Below are 19,820 nucleotides of genomic sequence, written 5' to 3' on the forward strand. Positions count from 1 at the left end.
CCCAGCGTCCAGTCAATCCGTGACAACATCGCAGCACCCCCGTCCAAACCATGGAGTGCCGCAATAGGAATCACACAGATCTCCGATTCTGGAACCCCCAGGGCGAACCCGAGTCAATCCGCCGCACCAGAATGTGCATGCCCTAGTGCGTACGCAGGGACGACAGTGAGGGTGCCCCGCCAGCTTACCCCTGCGACCGCAGCCTCTCCGCCGCCTTCGGCGCAAAATAGCTCAGCACGCCGTCGGCGCCGGCGCGCTTGAAGGCGAGCAGGCTCTCCATCATGGCGCGCTCGCCGTCGAGCCAGCCGTTGTTGGCGGCGGCCGCGATCATCGCGTATTCGCCCGAGACCTGGTAGGCGAAGGTCGGCATCGCAAAGGTGTCCTTCACGCGGCGGACGACGTCGAGATAGGGCATGCCGGGCTTCACCATCACCATGTCGGCGCCCTCAGTGATGTCGAGCTCGACCTCGCGCAGCGCCTCGTCGGTGTTGGCGCTGTCCATCTGATAGGTGCGCTTGTCGCCGGTCAGCGTCTTGGCCGAACCGATGGCGTCGCGGAACGGGCCGTAGAAGGCGGAAGCGTATTTGGCGGCGTAGGCCATGATCTGCACGTCGAGCAGGCCGGTGCGGTCCAGGCCCTCGCGGATCGCGGCGACGCGGCCGTCCATCATGTCGGAGGGCGCGATGATGTCGCAGCCGGCTTCGGCCTGCACCAGCGCCTGACGCACCAGCACGGCGACCGTCTCGTCGTTCAAGATCCTGCCGTCCGAGATCAGGCCGTCATGACCGTGGCTGGTGAAGGGGTCGAGCGCGACGTCGCAGAGGATGCCGATCTCAGGAAACTCCTTCTTGATCGCGCGCACCGCCTGGCAGACCAGATTGTTCGGATTGGTGGCTTCGGAGCCTTCCTCGTCGCGCAAGGACGGCTCGGTGTAGGGAAACAGCGCGAGGCAGGGGATGGTGAGCTTCATGGCGCGCTCGGCCTCGCGCACGGCCTGGTCGACGCTGAGGCGCTCGACGCCCGGCATCGAGGCGACCTGCTCGCGTTTGTTGTCGCCGTCGATCAGGAACAGCGGCCAGATCAGATCGTCGGTGGTGAGGACGTTCTCGCGCACCATCCGCCGGGCCCATTCGGCCTTGCGATTGCGGCGCGGGCGGACGGTCAGATCGAGGGCATGGGGCACCGCCGCTCCCTCGCGGCGCGAAACCTCGCGCAGTTCGATCGGACGTCCGTATTTGATCGCCATCACTCTTCCTCCGGCTGGAATTATTCTTATACCAGCTCGCATGGTTCCCGTCACCGCGGCTTGACCTGCCGCAACGTGATGGCAGCCGATTGATTTTGCGGGCCGAAGCAGCCAGAAGGGGGCCATGTCCGAGATTTCCACCCGCGATGCGGCCCGTGACGGCAGCCCCAGGGACGCCGTCAGAGACAGCGCCAGAGACAGCGCGATGTCGGTGGCTGCGATCTCGTCGGAGCGCTCGGAGTCCGACGACAATGTCTGGACTCGCCGCCTCGTGCTGTTCCTGCGGGTGATGGCGCTGCTCTCGATCCTGAAAGGTCTCTATCACTGGGCGCAGGTGACGGGCTTCGTCGGCGGCGAGGACGAGGCGTTCGAGAACCAGTCGATGGCCTGGCAGGCCGCGACCGTCTACTTCGCGGTGATCGAGCTCGTCGCCGCGGTCGGCCTGTGGCTGGCGACGCCGTGGGGCGCGGTGGTGTGGCTGACCACCGTAGTGTCGATGGCGGTGATCGAGCTGATGTTCCCGGGAATCTACGGCGGCAGCCTGATCGTCGTCGGCGTCGAAGCCTTCATGCTCGCCGCCTATCTCGCGCTCGCCTGGATGGCCGCGCGCGAGCGACCGCCGTAGGCGACACCTTCGATACATAGATACTCTCGTGCCCCGGACGCGACGCAGCGCGCCGCACTTGCGGCGTGCTGCGTTGCAGAGCCGGGGCCCATCTCTCCGCGATCCCGCTTTTGGCTTTCGGGGTCCCGGCTCTGCGCTCCGCTTGTCCGGGACACGCGAGTGGAGCTTGCGGAGTTGTGCCGGTTTGGTTGACCGTTGGTTGCCTAAAATTTGCGGTAAGTTCTCGTTGACCAGCCGGTTCCGCCACAGCCGTTACGCGCCCGTTTCGAAACGAAGCGGGGCTGTTCTGGAATGCGACAGTTGCGGCGGACGGAGGGTGAACAGGACCTTGCGAAGGTCAACAGAGCGTTGCGAAAAGTGCTTGTGGCACAGGCTTAATCCGCAATTCACTGTCTTAAATTCATGATCTCTTTATTCTCTTATTTAAGCCGATCTTCAAACGAGCCCCTTAAGTTGCACCTATCAGACGGGACACAAGTTTCGTCGAATAAGTGTCGATAAAAACGACAACAGGGGAAGTGTCATGATGAAAGCCGTCGCAACTGCGGCAGATACCGCAGAGCGCGTCTCCGGCCAGCAGGGTTCGGTGCAGTCGCTCTATCTGGAAGCTTTGACTCTGGTGGAGCGGCTGCATCGCCGGCTCCTCGACGTGATCAAGGACGAATTCGATCGCCGCGGCCGCGCGGACATCAACTCGGTGCAGGCTCTCCTGCTCTACAACATCGGCGACAAGGAGCTGACCGCGGGCGAGCTGCGCACGCGTGGCTACTATCTCGGCTCCAACGTCTCCTACAATTTGAAGAAGCTCGTCGAGCTCGGCTTCCTCGATCATCAGCGCTCGCGCGTCGATCGCCGCTCGGTGCGCATTCGCCTGACCCCGCAGGGCCAGGAAGTCCGCCGCATCGTCGATGCGCTCTACCAGAAGCACGTCAAGACGGTGGAGCAGGTCGGCGGCATCTCCGGCGAGGAATTCTCGACCCTCAACAAGTCGCTGCACCGCCTCGAGCGGTTCTGGACCGACCAGATCCTGTATCGGCTCTGAGTTTCCAAGGGATAAGGCCAAGCCGGCCCCGCAACAAGACCGGCAAGCCGCCCGAACGTGCCTCAACTTCCCCAGCGCGCCGGCCCGGAGTTGCCCCCGGACCGGTGCGTTTTGCATTTTGCACCTGCGAAGAAAATTTTGCGACCCCGAGGAACCAGTTCCGGGCTTGGCGCTTATCTCCTTCGGATCGGAGACAGGGCGATGCTGGTCGAGCGCGGGTTGCAGGCGATGAACGTGGAACTCGTGAGCGAGGCCTACGCCATTGCCGCGAACTACCTTCGCCGGTCCGGCGCGATTGCCGATACGCTCGTGACCGACGAACATCTGCTCGGGATCATCATCAAGCTGCTCCAGAACGGGGAGTTCAACAAGATCCGGCTCGCCAACACGGCGATCGCCCGGTTCCAGGCGCAGGCCGAGGCCCGCGCGGTTGCCTGATCAACAGTCGCAAAATACCGACGAACCCAGAATATCGCACGAACCAGAGGGTGCCATGGAAGCCGCCATCGACCGCATCATGCAGACCTATGACCTGCTCGCCAACCGCACCGCTGCGGCCAGCGAGGAGGCACGGGCCAAGGTCACGAACTACCTCACCACCCTGATGGAAGCGGGCGAGAAGGACCCGCACAGGTTGACGGTGTGCGGCCTGACTTATCTGCGCCAGCTCGACGGCAGCGTGGACCCTGTGAAGGCGGGGTATACCGGGCTGTGATAGACAGCCGGCGGCTCCACGGATGAGGAGTTAGGGCCCAAAGCGGCCCCATTCGGGAGGGGTGGACGGGCGGCTCCCCAGAGCCGGCCCAAGTGCCGAAAACCGCCACCCTCCACCATATCTTGCATAAATATCAGGCCCGACCCGCAAATGCTTGGCCTGTTGCGGGCGATGTGGTAGATCGCGCGTGCTTCCGATCGCCACACCAGACCCGCCCGTAGCCCGCCAAAAGGCTGCGGCGGTGGAGATATTCGCAAGATGACTTCAGCAAAAACCGCCTCCGCGCCCGATTCGTTTTTCACTGCCTCGCTCGAGCAGGCCGACCCGGAAATCGCCGCCGCCATCAAGGGCGAGCTCGGCCGGCAGCGCCATGAGGTCGAGCTGATCGCCTCCGAGAACATCGTCAGCCGGGCCGTGCTGGAAGCGCAGGGTTCGGTGATGACCAACAAATACGCGGAAGGCTATCCGGGCGCGCGCTACTATGGCGGTTGTGAGTGGGTCGACGTCGCCGAGAACCTCGCGATCGATCGCGCCAAGAAGCTGTTCGGTGCCAAATTCGCCAACGTGCAGCCGAACTCCGGCAGCCAGATGAACCAGGCGGTGTTCCTGGCGCTGCTGCAGCCCGGCGACACCTTCATGGGCCTCGACCTTGCGGCCGGCGGCCATCTCACCCACGGCTCGCCCGTCAACATGAGCGGCAAATGGTTCAAGGCCGCGCACTACACCGTGCGCCGCGAGGACCAGATCATCGACATGGACGCGGTCCAGAAGCAGGCCGAAGAGGTCAAGCCGAAGCTGATCGTCGCGGGCGGCTCGGCCTATTCGCGTGCCTGGGACTTCAAGCGCTTCCGCGAGATCGCGGACAGCGTCGGCGCGTATCTGCTGGTCGACATGGCGCACTTCGCGGGCCTCGTCGCCGGCGGCGTGCATGCCTCGCCCGTGCCGCATGCCCACATCACCACGACGACGACGCACAAATCGCTGCGCGGTCCGCGCGGCGGCCTGATGCTGTGGAATGACGAGGCGCTGACCAAGAAGTTCAACTCGGCGATCTTCCCGGGGCTGCAGGGCGGCCCCCTGATGCACGTGATCGCGGCCAAGGCGGTCGCCTTCGGCGAGGCGCTGCGTCCGGACTTCAAGGTCTACGCCAAGAACGTCGTCGAGAACGCCAAGGCGCTGGCCGAGGCGATGAAGAGCCACGGCTTCGACATCGTCTCCGGCGGCACCGACAACCATCTGATGCTGGTCGATCTCAGGCCGAAGGGCCTGAAGGGCAACGCCTCGGAGAAGGCGCTGGTTCGCGCTGCCATCACCTGCAACAAGAACGGCATTCCGTTCGACCCCGAGTCGCCGTTCGTGACCTCCGGTATTCGTCTGGGCACGCCGGCGGCGACCACCCGCGGCTTCGGCGTCGCAGAATTCCAGCAGGTCGGCGGCATGATCGCCGAGGTCCTCAATGCGATCGCGCAGTCGGACGACGGCAAGGCGCCGCTGGTGGAAGCCGCGATCAAGGAACGCGTCAAGGCGCTCACCGATCGGTTCCCGATCTATCAGTAAGGCTGGGCCACGAGGATGCGCTGCCCGAACTGCAATAGTCTCGATACGCAGGTAAAGGACTCGCGTCCGACCGAGGACTCTTCCGTGATCCGCAGGCGGCGCGTGTGCGTCGCCTGCAATTTCCGCTTCACCACCTTCGAGCGCGTGCAATTGCGCGAGCTCACGGTGATCAAGCGCAACGGCCGCCGCGTGCCGTTCGACCGCGACAAGCTGATGCGCTCGGTGCAGATTTCTTTGCGCAAGCGGCAGGTCGAGCCGGAGCGGGTGGAGAAGATGGTCTCCACCATCGTGCGCGAGCTCGAGACCGGGGGCGAGGCCGAGATCTCCTCCGAGGTGATCGGCGAGACCGTGATGGAGCATCTGCGCACGCTCGACGACGTCGCCTATGTGCGCTTCGCCTCGGTCTATCGCAATTTCCGCGAGGCCAAGGATTTCGCCGACGTGCTCGGCGAGCTCTCCGGTGAGGAGGAAGCGCGGCTCGCCGCGATCCGCAAATGATCTTCCGTATCCTGGAGGATCAGTTCGCGCAGAAGGCCCGCGAGGCCAGGGACGCCGATCGCCGCTTCATGGAGCTGGCGCTGGCGCTCGGACGCCGCGGGCAGGGGCGCACCTGGCCCAACCCGGCGGTCGGTGCCGTCGTCGTCAAGGACGGTGTCATCGTCGGCCGCGGCTGGACCCAGACAGGTGGACGCCCGCATGCCGAGCCCGAAGCCTTGCGGCGGGCCGGTGAGACCGCACGCGGCGCCACGCTCTACGTCACGCTCGAACCTTGCTCGCATTTCGGCAAGTCGCCGCCTTGCGCCGACGCGGTGATCGCGGCCGGCATCAAGCGGGTGGTGGCGGCGATCGAGGATCCCAATCCTGAGGTCGCGGGGCAGGGCCATGCGCGCCTGCGCGCCGCCGGCATCACAGTAGATGTAGGCCTGTGCGCGGCGGAAGCCGCCTTCGACCATGCCGGGCATTTCCGTCGCATCCGGGACAAGCGCCCGCATGTGATCCTGAAGCTGGCGGTCTCGCCCGACGGCAAGATCGGCGCCGCCGGCGGCAAGCCGGTCGCGATCACGGGGGAGGCGGCGCGCAATCGCGTGCATCTCCTGCGGGCGCAGAGCGATGCGATCCTGGTCGGCATCGGCACGGTGCTGGCGGACGACCCGCTTCTCACCTGCCGCCTGCCGGGCATGGCGGCGCGCTCGCCGGTGCGCGTGGTGCTCGATCAGAGCCTGCGCATTCCCGGGGGAAGCAAGCTCATAGGCTCCGCGCGCGAGACGCCGCTCTGGGTGATGGGCTCCGACCTTGCGGAAGCCGCGGCAGCAACACGTCTCGGCGCGACCGGCGCGCAAGTGATCCGCATCCCGCCGGCAAGTGCCTCCGGGCTCGATTTGCCGGCCGCGCTGCATGCGCTGGCCGGGAAGGGCATCACCCGCCTGATGGTCGAGGGCGGCAGCCGCGTTGCGGCTTCGTTCGTCGCGGCCGACCTCGTCGACGAGATCTGGCTGTTCCGCGGCACGGAAGCGGTGGGCAGCGGCGGCGTCGATGCGCTCGATGCATTGCCCCTGTCGAAAATCACGCAGTCGCAGGCCTACAAGGTTCATGCTAGCGAAACATTCGACAAGGATACTCTCACCATCTACGAGCGCGCGTAATGTTCACCGGCATTGTCACCGATATCGGCGAGATCGTCAGCTTCACGCCTGTGGCGCAAGGGCAATTGCACCGGCTGCGCATCGCCTGCCGCTACGATCAGACCACCATCGCCGACGGTGCCTCGATTGCCAGCAACGGCGTCTGCCTGACCGTGGTTGCCTCCGGCGTCGCAGGCGGCAAAACCTGGTATGACGTCGATGCGGCGGCCGAGACGCTGGCGCTGACCACGGCAAAGCACTGGAAGCTCGGAACGAAGCTCAACCTCGAGCGCGCGCTCAAGATCGGCGACGAGCTCGGCGGGCACATCGTCGCCGGCCATGTCGACGGTATCGCGACCCTCGTCAGCCGCGAGGATCTGCCCGACATGGCGCGGTTCGAGCTCTCGACCACGCGGGAGCTGGCGCGGTTCATCGCCACCAAGGGCTCGATCACGCTCGACGGCGTTTCGCTCACGGTCAATACGGTCAGGGACGTGACTTTTTCGGTGCTGATCATCCCGCACACGCTCTCGGTCACGACGATCGGTGGCTGGAAGGCGGGGGACGAGGTCAATATCGAGGTCGACCTGATGGCCCGCTACGCGGCGCGGCTGACGGAAATGACGGCGTAGTCGTCATTCCGGGTTCGCTTCGCGCCCCGGAATGACAGTCTTTGAACTTGGCTTACGTGCCCGCGGCGACTACATAACGCGCCGACCCCAGTAAACGGATTGAGACGATGGCAGACGCGCGGCGCGCACCCCTGAAGGACCAGACCGACATTTCCGGCGCGCGCGCGCTGATTGTCGAGGCGCGGTTCTATGACGATCTCCAGGACGCGCTTCTGGACGGCGCGGTGACCGAATTGAAGGCGGCGGGCCTGACGCATGACGTGATCACGGTTCCCGGCGCGCTGGAGATCCCTGCGGCAGTCGCCATCGCGATCGACGCGGCGGCGGCGAACGGAAAGCCCTATGACGCGGTGATCGCGCTCGGCTGCGTGATCCGCGGCGACACCATCCATTTCGAGATCGTGTCGCAGGAATCCTCGCGCGCGCTGATGGATCTTGCCGTGGCGCGAAAGCTGCCGCTCGGCAACGGCATCCTCACCGTCAACAATGAGGCGCAGGCCTGGGCGCGGGCGCGCGCCAGCGAGCTCAACAAGGGCGGCGATGCCGCACGTGCGGCGCTTGCGATGTTGCGCATCAAACGCCGCATGGCGCGGGCCTGAAGCCATGGCTGATCCCACCAAGAAGCCGGCAGGGCCAAACGAGAAGAAGGCGAACCGGCGCGGCGCGGCGCGGCTCGCGGCGGTGCAGGCGCTGTACCAGATGGATATCGCCGGCGCCGGCATCAACGACATCTTCGCCGAGTTCGAGAGCCATTGGCTCGGCAACGAGGTCGAGGGCGACACCTACCTGCCGGCCGAGGCGGCCTTCTTCCGCGACGTCGTCTCGGGCGTCGTGCGCGACCAGAAGAAGCTCGATCCCCTGATCGACGAGGCGCTGTCGAAGGGCTGGCCCTTGAAGCGGATCGAAGCGATCCTGCGCGCGGTGCTGCGGGCAGGGGCCTATGAGCTGGAGCACCGCAAGGACGTGCCGGGCCGCGTCGTCATCTCCGAATATGTCGACGTCGCCAACGCCTTCGTCGACCGCGAGGAGACCGGCATGGTCAACGCCGTGCTCGACCAGATCGGCCGCCAATTTCGCGGCGACGAGTTCGGACGGGGGTAGACATTCACTCCGCTGTCATCACCCGCGAAAGAGGGTGATCCAGTACGCCGCGGCAGCGGTGATTGATAATCGGCTTCGCGGCGTACTGGATCGCCCGGTCCTGGTGCGCAAGTGCGCACTGGCTGGGCGATGACAGCGAAGTTTGAGGCCGGCGCCGATGACGAACACGCAAAACCCCTCCGCCGAAGACTCCCTCATCGCGCGCTATTTCAAGCCGCTGGCGACCGATCCCGGCGCGTTCGGTCTGGTCGATGACGCGGCGGTGCTGTCGTCGTTCGGCGATGACATCGTCGTCACCACCGACGCCGTCATCGAAGGCGTGCACTATCTTGCCACCGATCCCCCTGACACCATCGCGCGCAAGGCGCTGCGGGTGAACCTGTCCGATCTCGCCGCCAAGGGCGCGACGCCTGCAGGATTCGTGCTGACGCTGGCGCTGCGCAGCAGGGAGGATGCCTGGCTCCAGCCCTTCGCGGACGCGCTGGGCGAGGACGCAAAGGAATTCGCCTGTCCGCTGCTCGGCGGTGACACGGTGTCGACGCCGGGTCCGCAGATGATCTCGATCACCGCCTTCGGCCGCGTGCCGCAGGGGCGGATGGTCGGCCGGACCGGCGCGAGGCCAGGCGATCGCATCCTGGTGACCGGCACGATCGGCGACGCTGCGCTCGGCCTCGACGTGCTCACGGGTGGTGCCGCTGCCGCAGCGCTTGCGACCGATCCGGCGGCAAGGGAAGCCCTGGTCTCCCGCTATCGCGTGCCGCAGCCGCGCAACCCGCTGGCATGGGCCGTGCGCGATCATGCGACCGCGGCGATGGACGTCTCCGACGGGCTCGCCGGCGATCTGACCAAACTCTGCGCAGCGTCCGGGGTCTCGGCCATGGTCGACGTGGCAAGCGTGCCGCTCTCGGCCGCGGCAGCAAGCCTGATTGCCCGCAACGTCGTTTGCGTCGAGACGCTGCTTGCGGGGGGCGACGATTACGAGGTGCTGTGTACCGTTCCGCCCGCGCAGGCAGATGCGCTGATTGCCGCGGGGCGGGCGGCCGGTCTTGCCGTCACCGCGATCGGCACAATCGTCGCGGGGAAGCAAGGGCCGCGCTTCCTGGACGGGCAGGGCCAGGAATTGGTCTTGAGGCGGCTGTCCTACAGCCACTTCTAGGAATTGCTCCAAACCGGCATCTTAGTTCGCTGCACTTGGTCTAAATACCTGCCGAGATCGGCGTTTTCGGCCTTATCCGGCGTTGCACCCTCAATTTGATTTTGGCAAGCTTGCGACCGACTGAGGCCGCCCCTTTTGGGCAAGGGGCGGCTTTGTTCGAAATCAAGGCGCCGCACCGCTCGACGGACAACAAAAGGCGCCGGGGGTACATCAAGGATCTGAGGCAAAAATCACATGACAGCATTATGGTTGATAGTGCTCTGCGGAGTGCTTTCCGTCGTTTACGCGATTTGGGCGACGTCTTCGGTGTTAAGCGCGGATGCGGGGTCGCCGCGCATGCAGGAGATCGCGGGGGCGGTCGCTGAGGGTGCACAGGCGTATCTGCGGCGCCAGTACACGACGATCGGCATCGTCGGCGTGGTCATCTTCCTCTTGCTTGTCTATTTCCTCGGAATCTACGTCGCCATCGGCTTTCTGATCGGCGCCGTCCTGTCGGGGGCGGCCGGCTTCATCGGCATGAATGTCTCGGTCCGCGCCAATGTGCGGACCGCCCAGGCGGCGACCACCTCGCTCGCCGGCGGCCTCGAGCTAGCCTTCAAGGCGGGCGCGATCACCGGCATGCTGGTGGCAGGTCTCGCATTGCTCGGGGTGACGCTCTATTTCGGCTTCCTGGTGCATTCGCTGAAGCTTGCGCCTGACAGCCGCACCGTCATCGACGCCATGGTGGCGCTCGGCTTCGGCGCCTCGCTGATCTCGATCTTCGCCCGTCTCGGCGGCGGCATCTTCACCAAGGGTGCGGACGTCGGCGGCGACCTCGTCGGCAAGGTCGAGGCCGGCATTCCCGAGGACGATCCGCGCAACCCGGCCACCATCGCCGACAACGTCGGCGACAATGTCGGCGACTGCGCCGGCATGGCCGCCGATTTGTTCGAGACCTATGCGGTGACCGCGGTCGCCACCATGGTGCTCGCCGCGATCTTCTTCGCCAAGACGCCGATCCTCGCCAACATGATGACGCTGCCGCTCGCGATCGGCGGCATCTGCATCATCACCTCGATCATCGGCACCTTCTTCGTCAAGCTCGGGCCGAGCCAGTCGATCATGGGTGCGCTGTACAAGGGCCTGATCGCAACCGGCGTCCTGTCGCTGATCGGCATCGCCGGCGTGATCTACAGCCTGATCGGCTTCGGCAAGCTCGATGGCGTCGACTATACCGGCATGGCGCTGTTCCAATGCGGCGTGGTCGGCCTCATCGTCACCGCGCTGATCATCTGGATCACCGAATACTACACCGGAACCGACTATCGTCCGGTGAAGTCGATCGCCCAGGCCTCGGTGACCGGCCACGGCACCAACGTGATCCAGGGCCTCGCCGTCTCGATGGAAGCGACCGCGCTCCCCGCGATCGTGATCATCGCCGGCATCCTGGTCACCTATAGCCTCGCCGGCCTGTTCGGCATCGCGATCGCGACCGCCACCATGCTGGCGCTGGCCGGCATGGTCGTCGCGCTCGACGCATTCGGCCCGGTGACGGACAACGCGGGCGGCATCGCCGAGATGGCGGGCCTGCCGAAGGAGGTGCGCAAGTCGACCGATGCGCTCGACGCGGTCGGCAATACCACCAAGGCGGTCACCAAGGGCTACGCGATCGGCTCGGCCGGTCTCGGTGCCCTCGTGCTGTTTGCGGCCTACAACCAGGACCTCAAGTTCTTCGTTGCAGACTCCGCGCACCATCCCTACTTCGCCGGCGTCAATCCGGACTTCTCGCTCAACAACCCGTATGTGGTGGTAGGCCTGCTGTTCGGCGGCCTGTTGCCGTATCTGTTCGGCGCGATGGGCATGACCGCGGTGGGCCGTGCCGCCGGCGCGATCGTCGAGGAGGTCCGGCGCCAGTTCCGCGAGAAGCCGGGCATCATGCAGGGCACCGACAAGCCTGATTACGGCAAGGCGGTCGACCTGCTGACCCGGGCGGCGATCAAGGAGATGATCATCCCCTCGCTGCTCCCGGTGCTGTCACCGATCGTCGTCTACTTCCTGATCTACGCGATCGCGGGCGGCGGCGCGGCCGGCAAGTCGGCGGCGTTCTCCGCCGTCGGTGCCATGCTGCTCGGCGTCATCGTGACGGGCCTGTTCGTCGCGATCTCCATGACCTCGGGCGGCGGCGCCTGGGACAACGCCAAGAAGTACATCGAGGACGGTCATTTCGGCGGCAAGGGCTCTGACGCCCACAAGTCGGCGGTGACCGGCGACACCGTCGGCGATCCCTACAAGGACACGGCGGGTCCCGCGGTGAACCCGATGATCAAGATCACCAACATCGTGGCCCTGCTGCTGCTGGCGATCCTGGCGCACTGAGCGGCGCAGACGAGACAAGACAAACCCCGCGGCGCGAGCCGCGGGGTTTTTGTTTGTCGTGACAGTGCGTAGGGCGGATTAGCGAAGCGTAATCCGCCGCCGCCCAAACTGCATCGAAGGCGGATTACGCTTTGCTAATCCGCCCTACAGACCGCGGCCGTGCGTCACTGCACGTCCATCTGCAGTCCTTCCTTCTGGATGATGCCGGCGAACTTCTTCGTCTCGGCATCCACGAAGGCGGCGAACTGCTCGGGCGTGCCGTAATCGGCGCGGGCGCCCATGGCGGCGATCTGCTTCTTGATGTCGTCGCGCTCCAGCATCGCCTTGACCTGGAGATTGAGCGCGCTCAGCACCTCGGGCGAGACGCCCTTCGGCAGGAAGACCGAGAACCATGACGAGACGTCGAAATTCGCCAGCTCCGGTGCGCTCTCGCGCATGGTCGGCAGGTCCTTCGCGAGGTCGCTGCGCTCGGTGGTGGTGACGCAGAGGCCGTTGAGCGTGCCGTTCTGCACCTGCGGCAGGCTCGGATAGAGATTGTCGAACAGGATCTGGATGTCGCCCGCCAGTGCGGCTTGAAGCGCGGGGCCCGCACCGCGGAACGGGATGTGCGTCATCTTGAGGCCGGTGAGCTGGAGGAACCAGGCGCCGGTGAGGTGAGGGCTCTGGCCGACGCCGGAGGAGGCGTAGCTGAGCTTGTCCGGATTGGCCTTGAGATAGGCGATCAGCTCGGCGACCGACTTGATGCCGGTCTTCGGATGCGCCGACACGATGTTCGGGATCCGGATCATGTTGGAGACCGGCTGGAGCTGGTCCGGCTTGTAGGTCAGATTCTTGAAGATGCTGTAGGCGATCGCGTTCGGACCGGGATTGCCGACCAGGATGGTGTGGCCGTCGGGCTTGGCACGAACCACCTCGGCGGTGCCGATCGTGCCGCCGCCGCCCGAGCGGTTTTCCACGACAGCCGACTGGCCCCAGGCGGTTTGCAGATGCGCGGCCAGGAGCCGGCCCAACACGTCGGTCGAGCCGCCGGCCGCAGCCGGCACGACGAGGCGGACGTTTTCGGTCGGCTTCCAGTCCGCAAGGCTCGATCGCGGCAGGATCGCTGCGGCCGAAAGGCCGGCCATTCCGGTGAGCACGCGACGTCGGGACAAAGTCTTAGGCACGAATCCACTCCCTGCTTCTTTCTTTGCAGGGAGGGTAGGAAACCGCAGGTGCGACGGCAAGTCGCGCGCGGCGGTCAGTGCCGCGTGGACGGCGGCACGACGCCGCAGGCGAGGGCCATATACCTTCCGGCGGAATTGGAAGGCGTTCTGGGTGCTTGTCTTGAAGCGTTTTCCTGATGCGAGCCGGTCCCCGGCTTCACCCGAAAACGCTTCGGGGACTCAGTTGAAGCTGAGCAGCTTGAACAGCGGCGTGAGGTAGCTCATCTCCTGGCCCGACGTCGGCGTGGTGCGGCTGATGAAGTCGAAGATCTTGCCGTCCTGCAGACCGTAATTCGCGAGACGCCGCACGCGCCGGTTCTTGTCGAAATAGATCGCGATGACGCGCTGATCGACCACCTTCTGGTTCATGAAGGCGACCATGCGCTCCGAGCGCTGCGAGATGTAGTAGAACACCTCGCCGTCGAGGGTCGCGACCGTGGAGGGCGTGCCCATCACGATCAGCACCTGGTCCTGGCTCGCGCCGATCGGAATCTGCTCCAGCGCGCCGGGCGGCAGGATGTAACCCTTCTGGAATTGCTCGCCCGTGCAGCCCGTGAGCGCGGCGCCGACCAGGGCGACGGCGGCGAGCATGCGCAAGCCGCGCCAGCGTGCATGAAGGCCGCGCCGCTTGTCCGCGCGCAGGCTGATCTGGTTCGTTGTCGTCATAGCGGAACTGATTCCGTCCCCTTGCGTCGCGCGAGGCGCTGAAGTACCGGGCTGGGCGTCTGAATGCAACTCGCGCGCGCCCGCTTGCGGAAACCACAATGCTTTGGCCGTTCAATCACTTCAGGAAACCCCGGCTAACCCCGTCGGGCACCATTGAAGCCATCTATGGCATGATCGTGACGCAGGCGCGAGAACCCATGTTTTACCGCGACTTGGGCGTGCCCGATACGGTTAACGGGCGTTTCGACCTGTTGCTGCTGCATCTGTGGCTGCTGCTGCGGCGCCTGCGCACGGTTCAGGGCGCCATCGCAGGAGCCTCGGAGCTGTCGCAGGCGCTGTTCGACCGCTTCTGCGAGGACATGGACGACAATCTGCGCGAGATGGGGGTGGGCGACCAGACCGTGCCGAAGCGGATGCGGGCGTTCGGCGAGGCGTTTTACGGCCGCGTCCAGGCCTATGACCAGGCCATCGAGGCCGGCGGCGAGGCCCTGGCAGAGGCGATCCGCAAGAATATCTTGAACGGGACCGACCTGGACCAGGCGAGGCGGCTTGCGGCCTATGCGCGGGTCACCGAGGCCGATCTCGGCCGGGCCGACGAGGCCGCGCTGCTGCGCGCCTCCTTCAGGTTTCCTCCAGCGCTTCCCGAGGGCGACAAGCCATGAGCCGACCAAATACCGAGCCAGATCCCTGGCGGGTCCCAATCATCGTTGCGCAAATCCCCGACACCGGCCTGCACCGCAAGCTCGAGGCCTCGGCCGCCGAGCGGCAGGCGATGGCCGGGCTTGCGGGCCTCCGCGAAGTCCTGTCGGCCGAGGCCGAGTTCGACGTGGTGCCCAGGAGCGGCGGCCGGGTCCAGGTGACCGGCAGCGTCCGGGCCCGAATCGGCCAGACCTGCGTGGTCACGCTCGATCCGATCGAAAGCGAGATCGAGGAGGAGGTGGACCTGATGTTCGCCCCCGAGGCCGAGGCGCGGCGTCTCGCCGACCTGATCGCTGAGGGGCAGGACGACAAGGAGCCGCCGGAGGTCGCCGACCCGCCCGAGGCGATCGTGGGTGGGATCATCGACCTCGGCCGGCTCGCCACCGACGCCCTGTTCCTGGCGATCGATCCCTATCCGCGCAAGGAGGGTGTCGTGTTCGAGGCGGAGGTCACCGCTCCCGATCCGGAGGACCATCCATTCGCAGCCCTGAAGGCGCTCCAGGACAACAAGAAGGGCCGATAGCCGGGCATTTCCCCGCGGGATCGTCTTGCGGGGGTGCGCGAGGCATTTGCCGGGATGGTTTCAAAGCGCTCTTTATCTGACTGATTTCAGTGTGTTTCTTGCAAATTTCGCGGTTCGCGGCCGGATCGCCCCGGATGCAAAAGGCTGGGGGCAAGAGGTTGTTTCGGGGTAACAAAACGCTATTGTCGCGCCCCGGCCCGGGTGCGGCGTGGCGCTTGGCCGGCCGCCATGTCCGTGGCGAACTCATTTTGCGGTCCCGCTGATCCAAGACCGCACCAGACCAGGTTTCCAGGACTTTTATGCCAAGCAAGGTTCGCATCGCGCTGGACGCCATGGGGGGCGACGCCGGCGCCGCCGTGGTCATTCCCGGCGCCGCCATCTCGCTTCAGAGGCATCGCGAGACCGAGTTCCTGCTGGTCGGGGACCGCGCCAAGATCGAGCCCGAGCTCGAGAAACATCCGGCCCTCAAGGCCGCTTCGACGATCATCCACACCGACGTGGCCGTCAGCGGCTCGGACAAGCCGAGCCAGGCGCTGCGGCGCGGCCGCAAGACCTCCTCGATGTGGCTCGCCATCGATGCCGTGAAGAAGGGCGAGGCGGATGTCGCGGTCTCCGCCGGCAATACCGGCGCGCTGATGGCGATGTCGCGCTTCCACCTGCGCACGCTGAAGGGGATCGATCGCCCGGCGATCACGGGCGTTTGGCCGACCAGGCGCGGCGATTCCATCGTGCTCGACCTCGGCGCCACCATCGGCGGCGACGCGCACCATCTGGTGTCGCTCGCGGTGATGGGCGCGGCGATGGCGAGCGTGCTGTTCGACAGGAAGCGCCCCACGGTCGGGCTGCTCAATATCGGGGCCGAAGAGATCAAGGGGCACGAGGAGATCCGCGAGGCCAGCGAGATCCTGCGTGCCAGGAACCTGCCGGAGCTCGACTATATCGGCTTCGTCGAGGGCGACGGCATCGGCAAGGGGCTGGCCGACGTCATCGTGACCGAAGGTTTCAGCGGCAACATCGCGCTCAAGGCCGCCGAGGGAACCGCGCGGCAGATGGCGGACTTACTCCGCAACGAGATGCAGCGGAGCTGGCTGTCGAAGCTCGGCTATCTCTTTGCACGCAGCGCCTTCCAGGCCCTGCGCGACAAGATGGACCCGAACAAGTCCAATGGCGGCGTGTTCCTGGGTTTGAACGGATTAGTGGTCAAGAGCCACGGCGGAACCAGCGCCGAAGGCTTTGCCTATGCGATCGATGTTGGCTATGAGATGGCTCACTACGATCTCCTGAACAAGATCAATCAGATGCTCAACCGCGAGGGTGGTGCACTCAATTCCGTGCAGGCCGCGCAGGAGGCTGTTTCGTGACTCAAATTCGTTCGGTCGTGCTCGGCTGCGGCTCCTATCTGCCGGAGCAGGTGGTGACCAACGCCCAATTGGCGGCGCGTATCGACACCTCCGACGAGTGGATCGTGCAGCGCACCGGCATTCGCGAGCGCCACATCGCGGCCGAGGGCGAGTTCACCTCGCACTTGGCGATCAAGGCGGCGCAGGCCGCGCTGACCGATGCCGGCATGGACGCGCAGTCGATCGACCTGATCGTGCTCGCGACCTCGACGCCGGACAACACCTTCCCCGCGACGGCCGTTGCCGTGCAGCACGGGCTCGGTATCACCCACGGCGCGGCCTTCGACCTCCAGGCGGTATGCTCGGGCTTCGTGTTCGCGCTCGCCACCGCCGACAATTTCCTGCGCACCGGCGCCTTCAAGCGCGCGCTGGTGATCGGCGCCGAGACCTTCTCGCGCATCCTCGACTGGAACGACCGCGGCACCTGCGTGCTGTTCGGCGATGGCGCCGGCGCGGTGGTGCTGGAGGCGCAGGAGCAGCCGGGCAAGGCCGCGACCGATCGCGGCATCGTCACCACGCATCTGCGCTCCGACGGCCGCCACAAGGCAAAGCTGTTCGTCGACGGCGGACCGTCCTCGACCCAGACCGTCGGCCATCTGCGCATGGAGGGCCGCGAGGTCTTCAAGCATGCGGTCGGCATGATCACCGACGTCATCGTCGATGCCTTCCAGGCCACCGGGCTCAATGCCGAGACCATCGACTGGTTCGTGCCGCACCAGGCCAACAAACGAATCATCGACGCCTCCGCCCACAAGCTCCACATCGCGCCGGAGAAGGTGGTGCTGACGGTGGACCGTCACGGCAATACCTCGGCCGCCTCGATTCCGCTGGCGCTGTCGGTGGCCCGCAGGGACGGCCGCATCAAGAAGGGCGACATGGTCCTGCTGGAGGCCATGGGCGGCGGCTTCACCTGGGGCTCCGCACTCGTGCGCTGGTAGAGCCACAGTCGATAAAATTTTGCCGGATTTAGCCGCGATTATCGATGCGTCTGCATTGATGAGCGCTGTTGACCGCTGTAACGTAACCTCATAATTTCAGACAACAATTGTTCGCCGTGATGTGGGGCAGGGCGATGACCGATCAAAGTAAAACCGTAACGCGTGTCGACCTGTGCGAAGCCGTCTACCAGAAGGTGGGCCTGTCGCGCACGGAATCGTCCGCCTTCGTGGAACTCGTGCTGAAGGAGATCACCGACTGCCTGGAAAAGGGCGAGACGGTGAAACTGTCCTCGTTCGGGTCCTTCATGGTCCGCAAAAAGGGTCAGCGCATCGGCCGTAACCCGAAGACCGGCACCGAGGTGCCGATCTCGCCGCGCCGTGTCATGGTGTTCAAGCCGTCGGCGATCCTGAAGCAGCGGATCAACGGCCAGCACCGCGCCAACGGTGACGCCAGCAAGGCTCAACAAGAGGCGTAACGCCTTCGGCAAAGGATTTGGCATTTGGACAAGGCGCCGGATGCGTTCCGAACCATCAGCGAAGTAGCGCAGGAACTCGACATTCCGCAGCACGTGCTGCGGTTCTGGGAGACCCGATTCTCCCAGATCAAGCCGATGAAGCGCAGCGGCGGCCGCCGCTATTACCGCCCCGACGATGTCGACCTGCTCAAGGGCATCCGCCGGCTGCTCTACGGCGAGGGCTACACCATCCGCGGGGTGCAGCGGATCCTGAAGGAGCACGGCGTCAAATCGGTGCAGGGCCTCGCCGACAGCGCCGCCGCGGTCTCGTTCGGCGCCATCGAGGACGCCATCGGCGCCAGCCTGATGGAGCCCGAGGACGAGGAGGCGCCCATCAAGGGCGTCGCCGACAGCGACGATGACGACTACCAGGGGGATGAGGAGGAAGGCATCGACTTCCGCTTCACCGAGGTCGACGACGAGGACATTCTCACCACCTTCCGCAAGGGCGGCACGACGGCCGCAGCCCCGGCCGGCCCTAGTGCGCTGGACCGGGAGCGCCTCGGACGCGTCCTCGCCGACCTCGTCGCCTGCCGCGAAATGCTGGATCAGGCGCTGAAGGACGGGTGAGGAGCGGGTTCAGTCGGCTTTGCCGGCAGTTCCGGGCGCTTGGGCTCCGAGCCCATGGAGGGAGAGGCACCAAAATGCTGTGGCCTCGCCTTGCGCATCGCGCCGATCCTAGCTAATGGAACGACGTTCGGAGCGTGGCGCAGCCCGGTTAGCGCACTAGTCTGGGAGACTAGGGGTCGGAGGTTCAAATCCTCTCGCTCCGACCATTTCAAAGAATCAAATTTTCGGGCGGGTTACCGCGGGCCGCACGTTTGCGGTTGCAACGTTCCGCGAGTGTTGCCTTGACGTCACAGCGTGCAGCGTCAACATGATTTAAGAATTTCGGGCGCGTTGGAATCGCGGAGGGGGCGTCCCGTGAGAAGAGTGCTGGCCGCTGTAGCAGTCTTGGCGAGTGTCGCGTCGGGGGCGGAAGCTGCTGACCAAAGCCCTTCACTTTTCACGAAAGCGCGCACAGCTGACCCCAGCCCGAGCTGGACGGGATTTTATGTAGGCGGCAACGTTGGTGGGGCATGGGCAAACCGGTCCGTGGTTTTTACGAGTGACGCCGCTTCCGCTTTCCTTTTCAATCCCGGAGTTCCGCTTGTAGCTCCGTTTGCGGGGCAGGTTGCTCTCAGCGCTCACGATTTTTCGATGAATGGTGTAACGGGAGGTTTGCAGGCGGGCTACAATTGGCAGCTGGGTGGCAAATGGCTCGTCGGCGTTGAAGGCGACTTGAGCGCATCCAGCTTGCGCGGAAGCGGTCGCGAAACCGCGCCGATTCTGCCCCCAGCTTTCACACAGACCATCTCGGCCGAGCAAAAGATTGATTGGTGGGGCAGTATTCGTGGGCGCTTTGGGGCGCTGGTCTCGCCTAGCGTTCTTCTGTATGGGACCGGCGGCTTCGCTTTTGGTCGGGTGGCGACATTTGACGACTATATCGTAAACGGACCGCCTGGAGGCTTCAGTATCTCCGTCAGCGGCACTTCATTTGCTTGTACAACGGGATTGACGTGCTTCACGGGGAGCAATTCCCGCATTCAGACCGGCTGGACGTTGGGTGGAGGCGGCGAATGGCGCTTTGCGCCTCGTTGGAGCTTCAAGGCCGAATATCTTTACGTTGACCTCGGCAAATCGTCAGTGACGGCCAACGCACTCGCAACGGGTATTGGTCCGAACCTGTCCAGATACACTGCGAATTTCGGCCGGGCGGATTTCCACGTGGCGCGAGTGGGCGTGAACTATCACTTTTGAGCTTTGGAGCAGATCTCCGTAAGGGC

At 65.2% G+C, this 19,820-nt stretch carries 22 protein-coding genes and 1 tRNA gene; 20 read left to right on the forward strand and 3 right to left on the reverse strand.

All coding sequences use genetic code 11. The features are described 5' to 3' along the window. Positions 1-184: 184 nt before the first annotated feature. Positions 185-1,246 carry a porphobilinogen synthase gene (gene hemB, locus XH81_RS07250; protein ID WP_028144416.1) on the reverse strand — a complete coding sequence of 354 codons (1,062 nt, stop codon included), beginning with the start codon at positions 1,244-1,246 and terminating at the stop codon, positions 185-187. 124 nt (positions 1,247-1,370) lie between these two features. Here hemB and XH81_RS07255 point away from each other — a divergent pair, with 124 nt between their 5' ends. The 12 genes from XH81_RS07255 (at position 1,371) to XH81_RS07310 (ending at position 12,051) form a co-directional block, all read left to right on the forward strand. Then, on the forward strand, positions 1,371-1,871 hold the full coding sequence (locus XH81_RS07255) for a DUF6163 family protein (RefSeq protein WP_018320039.1): 501 nt from the start codon (positions 1,371-1,373) through the stop codon (positions 1,869-1,871). A gap of 523 nt (positions 1,872-2,394) precedes the next feature. Next, positions 2,395-2,913 (forward strand): transcriptional regulator LdtR, encoded by a 519-nt coding sequence (gene ldtR, locus XH81_RS07260; RefSeq protein WP_018320040.1) that lies wholly within the window; start codon positions 2,395-2,397, stop codon positions 2,911-2,913. A 201-nt stretch (positions 2,914-3,114) separates the two neighbouring features. Then, positions 3,115-3,351 carry a hypothetical protein gene (locus tag XH81_RS07265; RefSeq protein WP_028144415.1) on the forward strand — a complete coding sequence of 79 codons (237 nt, stop codon included), beginning with the start codon at positions 3,115-3,117 and terminating at the stop codon, positions 3,349-3,351. 55 nt (positions 3,352-3,406) lie between these two features. Then, on the forward strand, positions 3,407-3,628 hold the full coding sequence (locus XH81_RS07270) for a hypothetical protein (RefSeq protein ID WP_028144414.1): 222 nt from the start codon (positions 3,407-3,409) through the stop codon (positions 3,626-3,628). Positions 3,629-3,886: 258 nt separating this feature from the next. Continuing rightward, positions 3,887-5,185, forward strand: coding sequence for a serine hydroxymethyltransferase (gene glyA, locus XH81_RS07275; RefSeq protein ID WP_028144413.1), 1,299 nt, complete (start codon positions 3,887-3,889; stop codon positions 5,183-5,185). Between the two features lie 15 nt (positions 5,186-5,200). Next, positions 5,201-5,683, forward strand: coding sequence for a transcriptional regulator NrdR (gene nrdR / locus XH81_RS07280; protein ID WP_011087793.1), 483 nt, complete (start codon positions 5,201-5,203; stop codon positions 5,681-5,683). Continuing rightward, entirely contained in the window at positions 5,680-6,828 is a 1,149-nt protein-coding gene (ribD, locus tag XH81_RS07285) for a bifunctional diaminohydroxyphosphoribosylaminopyrimidine deaminase/5-amino-6-(5-phosphoribosylamino)uracil reductase RibD (protein WP_028144412.1), read from the forward strand. Before nrdR ends, ribD begins: the two co-directional genes overlap by 4 nt. Then, on the forward strand, positions 6,828-7,439 hold the full coding sequence (locus tag XH81_RS07290) for a riboflavin synthase (RefSeq protein ID WP_028144411.1): 612 nt from the start codon (positions 6,828-6,830) through the stop codon (positions 7,437-7,439). The genes ribD and XH81_RS07290 overlap by 1 nt, the downstream gene beginning before the upstream one ends. 107 nt (positions 7,440-7,546) lie before the next feature. Then, positions 7,547-8,038: a 6,7-dimethyl-8-ribityllumazine synthase gene (gene ribH / locus XH81_RS07295; protein ID WP_028144410.1), complete on the forward strand. Its 492-nt coding sequence runs from the start codon at positions 7,547-7,549 to the stop codon at positions 8,036-8,038. A 4-nt stretch (positions 8,039-8,042) separates the two neighbouring features. Further along, positions 8,043-8,540: a transcription antitermination factor NusB gene (nusB, locus tag XH81_RS07300; RefSeq protein ID WP_028144409.1), complete on the forward strand. Its 498-nt coding sequence runs from the start codon at positions 8,043-8,045 to the stop codon at positions 8,538-8,540. Positions 8,541-8,697: 157 nt separating this feature from the next. Beyond that, positions 8,698-9,696 (forward strand): thiamine-phosphate kinase, encoded by a 999-nt coding sequence (gene thiL, locus XH81_RS07305; RefSeq protein WP_028144408.1) that lies wholly within the window; start codon positions 8,698-8,700, stop codon positions 9,694-9,696. Positions 9,697-9,930: 234 nt separating this feature from the next. Continuing rightward, entirely contained in the window at positions 9,931-12,051 is a 2,121-nt protein-coding gene (locus XH81_RS07310; protein WP_028144407.1) for a sodium-translocating pyrophosphatase, read from the forward strand. A 164-nt stretch (positions 12,052-12,215) separates the two neighbouring features. Here the strand turns inward: XH81_RS07310 and XH81_RS07315 are convergent, their stop codons facing one another. Beyond that, the gene (locus XH81_RS07315; protein WP_028141387.1) at positions 12,216-13,214 is read right to left on the reverse strand and encodes a Bug family tripartite tricarboxylate transporter substrate binding protein; all 999 of its coding nucleotides are present in this window, start codon (positions 13,212-13,214) and stop codon (positions 12,216-12,218) included. Positions 13,215-13,433: 219 nt separating this feature from the next. Continuing rightward, a complete protein-coding gene (locus tag XH81_RS07320; RefSeq protein ID WP_018320052.1) occupies positions 13,434-13,919 on the reverse strand; it encodes an outer membrane protein assembly factor BamE in 486 nt (161 codons plus the stop codon). 98 nt (positions 13,920-14,017) lie between these two features. Here XH81_RS07320 and XH81_RS07325 point away from each other — a divergent pair, with 98 nt between their 5' ends. From XH81_RS07325 to XH81_RS07360, 8 genes are all read left to right on the forward strand, one after another. Then, positions 14,018-14,581 (forward strand): ubiquinol-cytochrome C chaperone family protein, encoded by a 564-nt coding sequence (locus tag XH81_RS07325; RefSeq protein ID WP_028141388.1) that lies wholly within the window; start codon positions 14,018-14,020, stop codon positions 14,579-14,581. Next, positions 14,578-15,141, forward strand: a complete 564-nt coding sequence (locus tag XH81_RS07330; protein WP_028141389.1) for a YceD family protein — start codon at positions 14,578-14,580, stop codon at positions 15,139-15,141. The genes XH81_RS07325 and XH81_RS07330 overlap by 4 nt, the downstream gene beginning before the upstream one ends. 299 nt (positions 15,142-15,440) lie before the next feature. Continuing rightward, complete coding sequence (gene plsX, locus XH81_RS07335) at positions 15,441-16,502, forward strand: phosphate acyltransferase PlsX (RefSeq protein ID WP_028141390.1); 1,062 nt, start codon at positions 15,441-15,443, stop codon at positions 16,500-16,502. Continuing rightward, positions 16,499-17,479, forward strand: a complete 981-nt coding sequence (locus XH81_RS07340) for a beta-ketoacyl-ACP synthase III (protein ID WP_028141391.1) — start codon at positions 16,499-16,501, stop codon at positions 17,477-17,479. Before plsX ends, XH81_RS07340 begins: the two co-directional genes overlap by 4 nt. Positions 17,480-17,613: 134 nt before the next feature. After that, positions 17,614-17,955, forward strand: coding sequence for an integration host factor subunit alpha (locus XH81_RS07345; RefSeq protein ID WP_028141392.1), 342 nt, complete (start codon positions 17,614-17,616; stop codon positions 17,953-17,955). A gap of 24 nt (positions 17,956-17,979) precedes the next feature. Then, positions 17,980-18,564, forward strand: coding sequence for a MerR family transcriptional regulator (locus XH81_RS07350; protein ID WP_028141393.1), 585 nt, complete (start codon positions 17,980-17,982; stop codon positions 18,562-18,564). A gap of 128 nt (positions 18,565-18,692) precedes the next feature. Then, positions 18,693-18,770 (forward strand) — tRNA-Pro (locus XH81_RS07355). 157 nt (positions 18,771-18,927) lie between these two features. Further along, on the forward strand, positions 18,928-19,794 hold the full coding sequence (locus XH81_RS07360; protein WP_244439225.1) for an outer membrane protein: 867 nt from the start codon (positions 18,928-18,930) through the stop codon (positions 19,792-19,794). The last annotated feature ends 26 nt before the right edge of the window (positions 19,795-19,820 follow it).

The organism is Bradyrhizobium sp. CCBAU 25360 (assembly GCF_028128695.1).
GTDB classification, from domain to species: Bacteria; Pseudomonadota; Alphaproteobacteria; order Rhizobiales; family Xanthobacteraceae; genus Bradyrhizobium; species Bradyrhizobium ottawaense.